Here is an 11,845-nt window from a genome sequence, read left to right on the forward strand (position 1 = left end):
TTCGCCGGGGGCGGGTGGGGCGCGAAAAGGGCAGCGCCTGTCGCTCTGTCGCTAGAGGAAAACCGCCCCCGATGTCGATATGGGGCCAGTTTCAGCCCCCAAGATCGCTCCAGGATGAGGCATGCCGATGACTGTTTCTGACCGCGCCGAAGGTACTCCGGAAACCGGCCGCCGGACCCGCGGAGGCGCCGATGCGCGCCGCGCTCTGCGCCAGAAACCGAAGATCGTCCAGAACCCCTACATCGTCCGCAAGATCCCGCTGGTAACGGTGCTGGACGAGGAGGGCCTCACCACCATCGAGAACAACGCCGACACCATCCTGCAGGAGATCGGCATCGAGTTCCGCGACGAGCCGGAAGCGCTCGAGCTCTGGAAGAATGCCGGCGCCGATGTGAAGGGCACCCGCATTCGCTTCCCGAAGGGCCTGCCGCGGTCGATCATCCAGAAGTCGGCGCCGCGCGAGTATATCCAGCACGCCCGCAACCCGGAGCGTTCGGTGAAGATCGGCGGCGACGCCACCGTCTTCGCGCCGGTCTACGGCCCGCCCTTCATCCGCAACCTCGACGACGGCCGCCGCTATGCGACCATTGAGGACTTCCGCAATTTCGTGAAGCTCGCCTACATGTCGCCCTCGATCCACCATTCGGGCGGCACGGTCTGCGAGCCGGTCGATCTGCCGGTGAACAAGCGGCATCTCGACATGGTCTACAGCCACATCAAGCTGAGTGACAAGCCGTTCATGGGCTCGGTGACCGCGCCGGAGCGCGCCGCCGATACCGTCGAGATGGCGAAGATCGTCTTCGGCGAGAAGTTCCTCGAGACCAACACCGTCATCACCTCGCTGATCAACGCCAACTCGCCGATGGTCTGGGACGGCACCATGCTGGGTGCCATGAAGGTCTACGCCCGGGCCAACCAGGCCTCGATCACCACGCCGTTCATTCTCGCCGGCGCGATGAGCCCGGTCACCGCCGCCGGCACGCTCGCGCAGGTCCTGGCCGAGGTGCTCTCGGGCGCCGCGACCAGCCAGCTCTACAAGGCCGGCGCGCCGGTGATCTTCGGCGTCTTCGCCAGCTCTATCTCCATGCAATCGGGTGCCCCGACCTTCGGAACGCCGGAACCGACCCTGGTCAGCCTCGCGGCCGGGCAGCTCGCGCGGCGTCTCGGCATTCCCTACCGCACCGGCGGCTCGCTTTGCGCCTCCAAGGTCCCGGACGCCCAGGCGGCCTACGAGAGCGCGCAGACACTGCTGCCGACCTTGCAGGCCGGCACCAATTTCGTGCTGCACGGCGCGGGCTGGCTCGAGGGTGGTTTGGCCTCGGGCTACGAGAAGTTCATCATGGATGCCGATCAGCTCGGCATGATGCAGGTCCTGGCCAAGGGCATCGACCTGACCGAGAACGGCCAGGCGCTGAGCGCCATCCGCGAGGTCGGCCCCGGCAGTCACTATCTCGGTTGCAGCCACACCCAGGCCAACTTCGAGACCGCCTTCTATCGCTCGTCGATCGCCGACAACAACAGCTTCGAGCAGTGGCAGGCCGAAGGCGAGCAGGACGCGGCCCAGCGCGCCAACAAGATCTGGAAGCGCATGCTGAACGACTATGAGGCCCCGGCACTCGATCCCGCGATCGACGAGGCGCTCAGCGAGTTCATTGCCAAGCGCAAGGCCGCGGCGCCGGACTCGAACGTCTAGGCGCCTGCGAACAGCTTGCGATCCCGCGCCGTCCGCTCGACCAGGAAGTCGATGACGGCGCGGAAGCGCGGTGCATCCTTCAAATCGCGATGCACCAGCAGCCAGAGCTCGCGGGTCATCTGGGCCGGTTCCGGAAGATCTGGGACCCGCGTGAGGCCCTTCGCCGCGTAATGCGGCAGCACGCTCACGCCCAGACCGGCGCGCACTGCTTCGATCTGGGCCATGCGGTAGTTCGAGCGGAAGGCGATCGGCCGGTCGCCTGCCACCTGTTTCAGCCAGGCCACCTCGGGCAGGTCGGGCGGGCTTTCTTCGAATCCGACGAAGGAGAAGCCTTCTTTCCTGGCGCGCTGCAGATGGGCGGCGGTCGCGTAGAACCCGTAGCCGAGAGTCGCAATGCGACGGGTCACCAGGCTGCTGTCCTTCGGCCGCGCCAGGCGCAAGGCGATGTCCGCCTCGCGCCGCGCGAGGCTGAGGCTGCGCTCATCGACGATCAGCTCGATCTCGATCAGCGGCTGCTGCTTGCGGAATGCGGCCAGGATCGGCGTGAGATAGGCGGTTGCGAACATGCCGGTGGTGGTGACGCGAACCGGTCCGGCCAGCTTCGGCCGCGCCTCGGCCAGCCGCGCGACGGTCGCCGCGGCGTCGCGCATCCGCTCCGCCTCGGCCAGCGCCGCTTCGCCGAAGGCGGTGAGGGCGAGACCCGGCCGCTGCCGGTCGATCACCGCGCGGCCGAGCGTTTTCTCCAGGCGCCGAATGCGCCGCCCGATCGTGGCGTGGTCGACGCCCAGCGCCCGCGCGCCGCCGGAAAGGCTGCCCTGGCGCACAGCCTCCACCAAGTATTGCAGATCGTCCCAGCGCGGCGAGCGCATTGGTCAGCCTCGTGCAAAATTGCACAGTGAAGGGGAAATATTGCCAGTGTTGCAGGCTTCCTGCACGGCCTAAATCGGGCCTGTCAAACCCCGATGGAGAAGTCGATGTCTCTTCCCAAGACCCTGCGCGACCATGCCGGCATCGCCTGGCCGCCGGCCACTTTCGACGACGCCGTCCTCGTGGTGATCGACGCGCAGCGCGAATACACCGAAGGCAAGCTCCGGCTGCGTGGCGTCGACGCCGCCGTCGAGACCATTGTCGATCTGCTCGCGCGGGCGCGTCGCGCCGGGACGCCGATCGTGCACGTGGCGCAGAACGGCAGGCCGGGCAGCGCGCTGTTCGACCCGCAGGGGCCGATGTCCCGCTTCATCGCCGGCGCCGAGCCGCGCGAAGGCGAGACCACGGTCATCAAGTCGCTGCCCAACGCCTTCGCCAAGACCGAGCTCGATTCCATGCTGAAAGCGGCCGGTCGCGGCAACCTGATCGTCGCCGGTTTCATGACCCACATGTGCATCAGCGCGACCACCCGTGCCTCGGTCGATCTCGGCTACCGCGCCACCATTGTCGCCGCAGGGACGGCGACACGCGACCTGCCGGACGGCAACGGCGGGGTCATCGAGGCGGCGACAGTGCAGCGGGTCGCGCTGGCGGCGCTCGGCGATCGCTTCGCGACCGTGGTGCCGAGGCTGGATTAGAACAGCTTCCCGCCGCGCGGCGTGACCATGGTGTAGTCGTCGATGCTGATCGCGTGCGTCACGCGCTCCCCGTCGTCGGAGAGCGGAAACACCGCCCATTCGAAGATGCGGTCGGCCTTGGCCAGGAAGTCGGTGTAGGAGAGGCCGTAGAGCGGCTTCGCCTCTCGGTAGAGCCGCTCGTAGATGTGGGTGGTGTCGGTGATGTCATGGGGAGGCCATTCCATCTCGTCGATGAAGCGGCCCTGGACGTTGCTGCCGTAGAGCCGACCCACCTCGTTGCCGACCAGGCGGAACTGGATGCGGAACGGCGCGTGCTGGTACTGCAGCATCGAGACGTAGGGCAGGGTGTTGTAGATCGCGGTCGGGTCGATCTCGGCGCGGGTCGGAAACCGCCTGTCGCCGCGCAGGGCTTCCCAATGCCGCTGCACCGAGGCGATCATCTCGGAGCGTCCGCTCGGCTCGGCGAGGTAGAGGATTTCGCCGAGCCATTCCTGATCCTCGGTCGTCATTCCCCGGCGGTGCCCTTGGTTTCCGATTCTCCCGGCTCCGGCAGCATGTGCCGCTTGATCATCGGCAGCTGGGTCGCCATGAACAGGAAGGTGAGGAAGATCGAGCCGAACTTGAAATTGACCCAGAAGTTCTCGGACTGGGTGCGCCAGACGATCTCGTTCAGCAGCGCCATGCCGGCGCAGAATAGCGCGAAGCGTGCCTCCAGCTTGCGCCAGCCGGCATGATCCATTCTGAGGCTGGTGCCCATCAGGCGCTCCATCAGCGGCTTCTTGAGCAGCAGTCCGCCCCACAGAGTCACCGCGAACAGCGTGTAAACCACCGTCGGCTTCATCTTGATGAAAGTATCGTCATGGAAGATCAGCGTCAGCAGTCCGAACACGACCACGATTGCGGTGGTGATGATCGGCGCCCAGGGCAGCCGCCCGGCGCGGAGGTAGCCGACGATTGTTGCCGCCACCGAAGCGGCGACCAGCACCGCGGTCGCCGGCATCAGACCCCATATCTTGTAAGAGATGAAGAACAGCACGATCGGGCCGTATTCGACCGCGGGCTTGATCCAGCCACCGGATTTGGCGGCTTCGGGCGTGGGCGCACTCGGGCTCTCTTGGCTCATTCCGGCAGGCTCGCATGTTCCGGGACCGGGGGGAAGTTCCGCCGCTGCGCCAGGCGCGCCTCGCGATGGGCGATGTAGAGATTGGCGCCGATGATCAGGGCGGCGCCGACCAATACGGCGACGGTCGGCAAATCGGCCCAGAACCAGTAGCCGAACATGGTCGCCCAGATCAGGCCGGTGAACTCGATCGGCGCCAGCATCGAGGCCTCGCCGAAACGGAAGGCGCGGATCATGGCCAGCTGTCCGAAGGCACTGGCCAAGCCCTGGATCAGCATCACGCCCGCTGCCTGCCAGCCGATCGGCTGCCAATAGAGAATGCCGGGGACCGCCGCCGCCACCAGGGTCAAGGCTGTTGAATAGAACAGCAGATTGTGCGTGTGCTCCTTGCCCGATAAACCGCGCAGGGTGAGCAGGATCAGCGCATAGGTGAACGCCGAGGTGAAGACCAGGGCGATGCCGAGGCTGGTTTCACCCCTCCATGTTCCGGTCGGGTCTACCGCGACCACCACGCCGGCAAAGCCGACCACCACCGCGGACCAGCGGCGCCAGCCGACTTTCTCTTTCAGCATGGGTCCGGAGAGTGCCGTCACGAAGATCGGTGCCGCGAAGGCGATGACGATGCAATCCGCCAGCGGCAGGTATTTCAGCGCGGCGAAGAAGGTCGTGGTGGTGATCAGCACCAGGATGCCGCGCAGCATGTGCATCGGGAGGAACTTGGTCTGCACGCGGAACGGGCTGCCGGTGGCTTGCATGGTGACCGCGAGGGCCACCAGCAACGGCGGGATGCGGGTCAGGAAGGTGATCTGCCAGGTCCCCAGATCGTAATCGACCCGCAGCAGTCGCGTTGACGCATCCACCACGGCGAAGGCCAGCACGCCGAGAGTGTAATACGCGAAGGCCTGGACGGGAGCGGAGCGGGTGGCGGGCGGGATCATGGGCATGCTCAGTGAGAGTTGAGCTTTACCGGATCGGCGCCCAAATAGCGAGAGAAGGCTGTATCACAGCTTTCAGCGGATCGAGGTCAGGACGGCGCGCGTTTCACGCCGTGAGGCGGGCAGGGGCGGCGCGGCCTCGGGGCCGAAGATCTCCGCCAGCTTGCGGCCGAGGTCGGCGGCGCGGAACGGCTTGCCGATGGTGAAGGTCCCGGCCTGCTGCGACCGCTCCCCGACCGCGCGATCGCCGAGATAGCCGGAGGTGAGCAGCACCGGAAGGTCGGGCCGGCGGCGGCGCGCCAGATCGGCCAGCTGCAATCCGCTCGGCCCTTCCTTGAACACGATGTCGGTGAACAGCAGTGCGATGTCGGGCCGCGTGTCGAGCAGCTTCAGCGCGGTCCTCGCGCAGGGCGCCGACAGCGCGCGATAGCCGAAGGACCGGACCGCGCTGACCGCATAGCCCCGGAGGTCCGCATTGTCCTCCACCACCAGCACCACTTCCTTGCCGCGGCTCGGCGTCGGCAGCGGCTGCTGCAGCTCCGGTTCGGCAAGTGCCGCATCGGCCTGCAACGGCAGATAGATGTGCACCGTCGTGCCTCGGCCGGATTCGCTCTTGATCTCGACATGGCCGTCCGACTGCTTGACGAAGCCGTAGACCATCGAGAGGCCGAGACCGCTCCCCTGGCCCGGTGCCTTGGTGGTGAAGAAGGGTTCGAAGGCGCGCTCCATCACCGCCCGCGGCATGCCCATGCCGGTGTCGGAGACCGAGAGCGCGAGATAGGGCCCGGGTTGCAGCTCATGCAGACCCGCCGGCCGGTGCTCGTCCAGCACCACGCTGCGGGTCCCGATGGTGACGGTGCCGCCCTCCGGCATCGCGTCGCGCGCGTTGATACAGAGATTGAGCAGCGCGCCTTCGGTCTGCGGCCGGTCGATCAGGCAGAGCATCTGGCCGCCGGCGAGCGCAGTCTCGATCAGCACCTTGTCGCCGAGCGTGCGGCGCAGGAGGTCGAGCATGTTGACCACCAACTCGTTCACATCGGTGAGCTGCGCGTTCAGCGCCTGCTTGCGCGAGAAGGCGAGCAGACGTCGCACCAGCTGCGCCCCGCTCTCCGCTGCAGCGACCGCGCGCCCGGCCAGCGTACGGGCCCGTCCGTCGCCCTCGATCTCCTCCATCAGCAGGTCGAGATTGCCGAGTACGGCGCCCAGCAAATTGTTGAAGTCGTGGGCGATGCCGCCGGTCAGCTGCCCCACCGCCTCCATCTTCTGTGCGTGCTGCAACTGCGCTTCGATCGACTCTCGGTCGGTGATGTCGAGCGTGGTGCCGGCGATGATCAGATTGCTCGGACCAAAATCCGCGATGGGCTCGCCATGCACCTGGATGGTGCGGATCCGGCCGTCGGAGCGCACCAGTCGGCAGCGGTATGTGAAGGCGCGCGGATTGTCGGCCAGGGACTCGACAATCGAACGCACCATGGGCAGGTCGTCGGGGTGCACCTTCTGCAGCCAGCTCTCGCGCGTGAGTGGGCCGGCGCCTGGGGCGAAGTCATAGATCCGGTAGGCCTCGTCCGACCACCAGCGGGTGTTGGTGGCGATGTCCCATTCCCAGCTGCCGAGTTTGGCGATGCGTTGCGATTCCGCCAGCCGGTTCTCGATCTTCACCCGCTCGGTCACGTCCATCACGGTGCCGGCATACTGGCCGACCGAGATCGGTTCGCCGGTCTCGACTACGGTGCGGACCTGACCGTCGGGGCGGATGATGCGGTACTGATAGCGATAGGGCTTGTTGTTGCGCCAGGCATGCTCGAACTCGATCTCGGTCCAGGCGACGTCGTCGGGATGGGTGAGCGTATCCCAGCCGGGAGAGCTGGCCGGCATCTGCGGATCGAGGCCCAGTATCCGATAGCATTCCTCCGACCACCAATGCTCGTCGCGCTCGACGTCCCATTCCCAGCTGCCGATCCGGGCGATGCGCTGGGCGTGGCTCATGTTGCGCTGGGCGCGCGTGAGGTCGGTGATGTCCCAGAGGATGCCGGTGAACGTGCCGGTGGCGTTCATCTCGGACTGCTCGAAATACAGGCGATAACGCCCGTCGGGCTGCCGCATGCGGAACTGGATCGCGAGCCCCTCCGGCCGGGCGCCGGCTTCCTCATAGGCAAGGCGGACCCGCTCGCGGTCGTCCGGATGCAGCAAGGCGTGCCAGGATTCGTGGCTGTATTGCCAGGACTCGCGATCGAGCCCGAGCATCCGGCAGAGTTCGTCGGATATCCAGGTCGCGTCGGTCGCCGGATCCCACTCCCAGCTGCCGATGCCGCCGATCTCCTGTGCCTTGGCAAGATGGCGCTGGACCTGTTCGCGCTCGGTGATGTCGGTGACAAAGCCGGCAAAGCGGCCATTGGCGTATTCGCACTGCTCCAGCATGAACCGGGTCTGGCCATCGGTCCGGATCACCCGATATTGGATCGCATAAGGCTGGCGGCTGCGCGTGGTCGCCTCGTAAGTCTCAAGCACGCGCCCGCGGTCTTCCGGGTGGATATGCTGCAGCCAATAGGTGACGTCCGGTTTCACCGATTGCGGCAAGGCGCCGACCAGCCGGAACATCTCGTCCGACCAGCGCGTCTCGCGGCTATGCTCGTCTACTTCCCAGCTGCCGAGCTTGGCGATGCGTTGCGCCTCGGCGAGGTTGCGCTCCACGCGGACCCGGTCGGTGATGTCGACCATGGTGCCGACGTAGCGCTCGTCGGAGATCGGCTCGCCGGATTCGATGATAATGCGTTCCTGGCCGTCACGCCGGACCAGGCGGTATTGGCAGCTGTAAGAACGTCGCGCCTCGAAGGCGTCGTTGACCTCGATCCGCGTTGCCGTCCGGTCGTCCGGATGCACCAGCTCGGCCCAGACCCTTGCATCCAGCCGATCCTGCCTCGGATCGAGGCCGAGGATACGGTAGCACTGCTCGGACGCCCAGTGGTCGTTCGAGATCAAGCTCCATTCCCAGCTGCCGATCTGGGCGATCTGCTGCGCCAGGTTGAGGTTGCGCTCGGCGCGATGATGCTCGGTGATGTCCACTAGTACGCCGGTATAGACGCCGTCGGCGTCGCATTCCGCCTGCTCCAGCACCAGCCGGTGGTCGCCGTCGGGCCGCACGATGTGATACTGCGCCGAATAGCTGGAGCCGGCGGCGGCCGCGCTGGCATGAATGCGCATCACCTTGGCGCGGTCGTTGCGATGCACGAGGTCCAGCCAGCGGCGGGGCGTTTGATGCCACGTCGAAGCGTCGACACCGAGGATGCGGTAGAGCGCGTCCGACCACCAGCTTTGGCCGGTGCGCCGGTTCCACTCCCAGCTGCCGAAACCGGCGATCGCCTGGGCGCGTGACAAGGTCCGCTCGATCCGCAGCCGCTCGGTGATGTCCATGAGATGGCCGACTTCGAGCCCGTCGACGAACTCGGCTTGGTCGAGCATGACGCGCACGCTGCCGTTCGGCAGGCGCACGCGGTATTGGATGGAATAGTTCTGCTGCCGCAGGATCGCCGCATCGACCGTCCGCCGCACCGTCTCGTAGTCGTCGGGATGGATCCGCGACAGCCAGAGCTCGGTCGTCGGCACCACTTCGTTGGGCTCGAAGCCGAGCAGGCGATAGGTCTGCTCTGACCACCAGAACACGTTGGTGCGCGGGTCGAACTCCCAGGTGCCGAGCTTCGCGGTGCTTTGCGCGCGCAGGAGATTGCGCTCCAGCCGCGTGCGGTCGGTGATGTCGGTGATGCGGCTTTCGAAGGTGCCGGGTTCTTTAGGGTGTCCGTCCTCCTCGATGAACCGGATCTCGCCGCTCGGGCGCAGGATCCGGTAGCGGTGATGGAACGGACCGTTGGTCTTGCGGGCCTGCTCGTAGGATCGGCGCACACGTTCCCGGTCCTCGGGATGGATGACCAGGTTGCGCTCCTGCTCGCAGACAATGCCATTGGCGGTGAGGCCGAGTATCAGCAGCGCCTCCGGCGAGGCGCGAAACGTCTTCTGCCCGCTGTCCCATCGCCAGCTGCCGACCATTGGCATCGCCCTGCTGTCGGCGCCTTCCGGCTCATCGTCGAGCGCGATCCGGTTGGTGACGTCCATGATCGTGCCGATCACCCGCGGCTGTTCCGCGGTCCAGCGCGGGCTGGCGCCGCCGGTCTCGCGCAAGGTGCGAACCACGCCGTCCGGGCGGCGGATCCGATAGTAGATGCTGTAGGCGGGCAGGGCGGCCGAGGCACCGTCCACGTTATGAACCCAGCGGTCCTCTTCCAAGGTCATCGCCACGATCTTGGTGATGTCCGGCGTGAAGGTGGCGCGGCTGACACCGAAGATCCGGTAGAGGCTCTCGGACCACCAAAGCTCACCGCTGCGCGGATCCCATTCCCAGGTGCCGAGACCGAGGAAAGGTTCCACGGCTTCGACCGGAGCCTGGGATGGCTCAGGCGGGCTCCCGGGTTGTCCCCCGGGTGGTCCATTGCCGTCGGGACTCATGGTGGAGCGGGCACCTTCAGGCTGCGATCGGCAATACTAAACCGAAGGCAATCGAAGGTCACGGATTCGCGGTCAGGGGTAGGGGTGCAGCAGCGGCTCTTTCGGCGTCAGGAGGTAGCGCCGCGCCAGCTCTCCATAGCCCTTGATCAGGTATCCGCCGTTTGCTGCCAGCAAGTCCTCGCGGATCTCGCGATAGCGCGCGGGACGCCGCCACCAGACCAGGCCCGGCTCCAGGTGATGCAGGACATGGAGGTTGTTGTGCAGGAAGAGGATGCTCCAGAACGCGCCCGATTCGATGATGGCGCTCCGGTGGTTGTGATTTTGTGCCCAACGATGCTCGGCGAAGGAGCGCACCAGCGCCATCGCCGTGCCGGGATAGGCGAAGAACAGCACGTATTGCCAGAACGGCATCTCGCAGACCCAGAGCACCCAAAACAGGATAGCCGCGACGGCGACCGCGTGCCAGAGCCAGGGTGCCAGCAACCGGCGATCGCCGCGGATCAGCGCCTCACCTAGCTCGATGTAGTTCATGACGCCGAAATAGATCGGGCCGATGATGAAACGACCGGCGAGGCTGCCCATCGCCATGCGGATCATGCGGTGGATCTTGCCCATCTGCGCCCATTGCGCCGCAGTCACATAATTCGATTCCGGATCACGCAGCGGGTCGGTCAGCTGTTCGTCGATGTGATGCTGCAGATGCAGGCGGCGATAGGTGCCGTAGGGCAGCCAGAGCCAGAGCGCCCAGCCGGCGATTAGCAGATTGGCGAACGGCCAGCGCGTCGGATAGCCGTGCACCGCCTCATGCTGCAATGAACCGTGGATCCCGACGATAACGGCGCCCATCGGCAGCAACAGCCACCACGGGATCGAGGCGTGAAAGTAGGTGGTGATGAGAAAAGCGGAATAGATGATCACCGCCAGGCCGATGGTCGGCCAGTCGATCGAATAGGGCCTGCGTCCAAAATCACCCTTGGACGCTGACTGCGGCGAACTCATCGTTTTCCCTTGTGGTTACTTGTATAGACAACTCTACCAAGAGGGTCTTCCTGACGCAAGATGTCAGGAGCGTTAAGCCGCCCAAATAGGCGTGATGTCGCACACAGGCGAGCGAGTTTATCTTGCCGGTGCTCTACCGGACGGGCCGAGAACAAAGCGGGACAGGACGGAATCATGCTGAAAGGACGTTGTCTCTGCGGCGCGGTTTCGTTCGTGATCCAGGGACCAACCTCAGCGCCCAGCCTGTGCCATTGCAGTCAATGCCGCCGGCTTCATGGCGCGCCCGGCGCCTATACCAGCGGGCCGACCTCAGCTTACCGGATCAGCGGTGAAGAAAGCCTGAACTGGTACCCGATCTCGGCGCGTTCCGAGCAGGGCTTCTGCAAGAGCTGCGGCTCCAAGCTGTTCTGGCGGGAGATCGGCGGGGCGGACCTCGACGTGACCATGGGCAGCCTGGATGCGCCGACCGGCCTCTCGCTCGCCCGCCACATCTTTGTCCGGTCCCAGGGCGACTATTATGAGATCGGCCATGACGGCGTGCCGCGTTACCCGGAATACTCGGCTGGTGCCCAGCCGATCGGCGCGGAGACACCGCCGCAGGCCGGGCCGCGGAAGACCGAGCACAGCGGTCGCTGCGAATGCGGCGCGGTCCGCTACCGCGTCAACGGCGGCATGCGCGACGTCGTCGTCTGTCATTGCGGCCAATGCCAGCGGAACCACGGCTACGCGCCGGCCTACACCGCAGCGCGCAAGGCCGAGCTCACGGTGGAGGGCGAGGACAATGTCGCCTGGTATCGCTCTTCCGAGCAGGCGCGGCGCGGCTACTGCCGGACCTGCGGCTCCAGCCTGTTCTGGTCGACCGAGGGACGGGACACGCTGTCGATCACTGCGGGTTCGCTCAATCCGCCGACCGGCCTGAAGACGGTCCTGCATATCATGACCGCCGACAAGCGCGACTACTATGCGATCGCCGACGGCGTACTGCAGGTGCAGGGCCGCTCGGGTCCGGAACCGATCACGTTTTGAACAAGAGTGG

General features: G+C 65.9%; 9 protein-coding genes. 3 read left to right on the forward strand and 6 right to left on the reverse strand.

The window, feature by feature from the left end:
- The first annotated feature begins 127 nt into the window (after positions 1-127).
- Positions 128-1,693 carry a trimethylamine methyltransferase family protein gene (locus tag ACYQ4T_RS21855; RefSeq protein WP_459858715.1) on the forward strand — a complete coding sequence of 522 codons (1,566 nt, stop codon included), beginning with the start codon at positions 128-130 and terminating at the stop codon, positions 1,691-1,693.
- On the opposite strand, the gene ACYQ4T_RS21860 is transcribed toward ACYQ4T_RS21855, so the two are convergent.
- On the reverse strand, positions 1,690-2,562 hold the full coding sequence (locus ACYQ4T_RS21860) for a LysR family transcriptional regulator (RefSeq protein WP_459858717.1): 873 nt from the start codon (positions 2,560-2,562) through the stop codon (positions 1,690-1,692). The two genes, ACYQ4T_RS21855 and ACYQ4T_RS21860, sit on opposite strands and share 4 nt — an antisense overlap.
- A gap of 105 nt (positions 2,563-2,667) precedes the next feature.
- Between ACYQ4T_RS21860 and ACYQ4T_RS21865 the strand changes: the two genes are divergently transcribed.
- Positions 2,668-3,258 carry a cysteine hydrolase family protein gene (locus ACYQ4T_RS21865; RefSeq protein ID WP_459858718.1) on the forward strand — a complete coding sequence of 197 codons (591 nt, stop codon included), beginning with the start codon at positions 2,668-2,670 and terminating at the stop codon, positions 3,256-3,258.
- Here the strand turns inward: ACYQ4T_RS21865 and ACYQ4T_RS21870 are convergent.
- From ACYQ4T_RS21870 to ACYQ4T_RS21890, 5 genes are all read right to left on the reverse strand, one after another.
- Positions 3,255-3,767 (reverse strand): PAS domain-containing protein, encoded by a 513-nt coding sequence (locus ACYQ4T_RS21870; RefSeq protein ID WP_459858719.1) that lies wholly within the window; start codon positions 3,765-3,767, stop codon positions 3,255-3,257. The two genes, ACYQ4T_RS21865 and ACYQ4T_RS21870, sit on opposite strands and share 4 nt — an antisense overlap.
- Positions 3,764-4,381 carry a septation protein A gene (locus tag ACYQ4T_RS21875; RefSeq protein WP_459858720.1) on the reverse strand — a complete coding sequence of 206 codons (618 nt, stop codon included), beginning with the start codon at positions 4,379-4,381 and terminating at the stop codon, positions 3,764-3,766. Before ACYQ4T_RS21875 ends, ACYQ4T_RS21870 begins: the two co-directional genes overlap by 4 nt.
- Positions 4,378-5,316, reverse strand: coding sequence for a DMT family transporter (locus ACYQ4T_RS21880; protein ID WP_459858721.1), 939 nt, complete (start codon positions 5,314-5,316; stop codon positions 4,378-4,380). Before ACYQ4T_RS21880 ends, ACYQ4T_RS21875 begins: the two co-directional genes overlap by 4 nt.
- Before the next feature lie 72 nt (positions 5,317-5,388).
- The gene (locus ACYQ4T_RS21885) at positions 5,389-9,732 is read right to left on the reverse strand and encodes a PAS domain-containing protein (protein WP_459858722.1); all 4,344 of its coding nucleotides are present in this window, start codon (positions 9,730-9,732) and stop codon (positions 5,389-5,391) included.
- A gap of 150 nt (positions 9,733-9,882) precedes the next feature.
- Positions 9,883-10,809, reverse strand: a complete 927-nt coding sequence (locus tag ACYQ4T_RS21890) for a fatty acid desaturase (protein WP_459858723.1) — start codon at positions 10,807-10,809, stop codon at positions 9,883-9,885.
- Between the two features lie 174 nt (positions 10,810-10,983).
- Between ACYQ4T_RS21890 and ACYQ4T_RS21895 the strand changes: the two genes are divergently transcribed.
- Positions 10,984-11,835 carry a GFA family protein gene (locus tag ACYQ4T_RS21895; protein ID WP_459858724.1) on the forward strand — a complete coding sequence of 284 codons (852 nt, stop codon included), beginning with the start codon at positions 10,984-10,986 and terminating at the stop codon, positions 11,833-11,835.
- The last annotated feature ends 10 nt before the right edge of the window (positions 11,836-11,845 follow it).

The organism is Dongia sp. agr-C8 (assembly GCF_054658695.1).

What these genes read in the sequence shown, in the direction of transcription:
- ACYQ4T_RS21855 (WP_459858715.1), top strand. Translation starts at nt 128, where the DNA reads ATGACTGTTTCTGACCGCGCCGAAGGTACTCCGGAAACCGGCCGCCGG.
- ACYQ4T_RS21860 (WP_459858717.1), bottom strand. Translation starts at nt 2,562, where the DNA reads ATGCGCTCGCCGCGCTGGGACGATCTGCAATACTTGGTGGAGGCTGTG.
- ACYQ4T_RS21865 (WP_459858718.1), top strand. Translation starts at nt 2,668, where the DNA reads ATGTCTCTTCCCAAGACCCTGCGCGACCATGCCGGCATCGCCTGGCCG.
- ACYQ4T_RS21870 (WP_459858719.1), bottom strand. Translation starts at nt 3,767, where the DNA reads ATGACGACCGAGGATCAGGAATGGCTCGGCGAAATCCTCTACCTCGCC.
- ACYQ4T_RS21875 (WP_459858720.1), bottom strand. Translation starts at nt 4,381, where the DNA reads ATGAGCCAAGAGAGCCCGAGTGCGCCCACGCCCGAAGCCGCCAAATCC.
- ACYQ4T_RS21880 (WP_459858721.1), bottom strand. Translation starts at nt 5,316, where the DNA reads ATGATCCCGCCCGCCACCCGCTCCGCTCCCGTCCAGGCCTTCGCGTAT.
- ACYQ4T_RS21890 (WP_459858723.1), bottom strand. Translation starts at nt 10,809, where the DNA reads ATGAGTTCGCCGCAGTCAGCGTCCAAGGGTGATTTTGGACGCAGGCCC.
- ACYQ4T_RS21895 (WP_459858724.1), top strand. Translation starts at nt 10,984, where the DNA reads ATGCTGAAAGGACGTTGTCTCTGCGGCGCGGTTTCGTTCGTGATCCAG.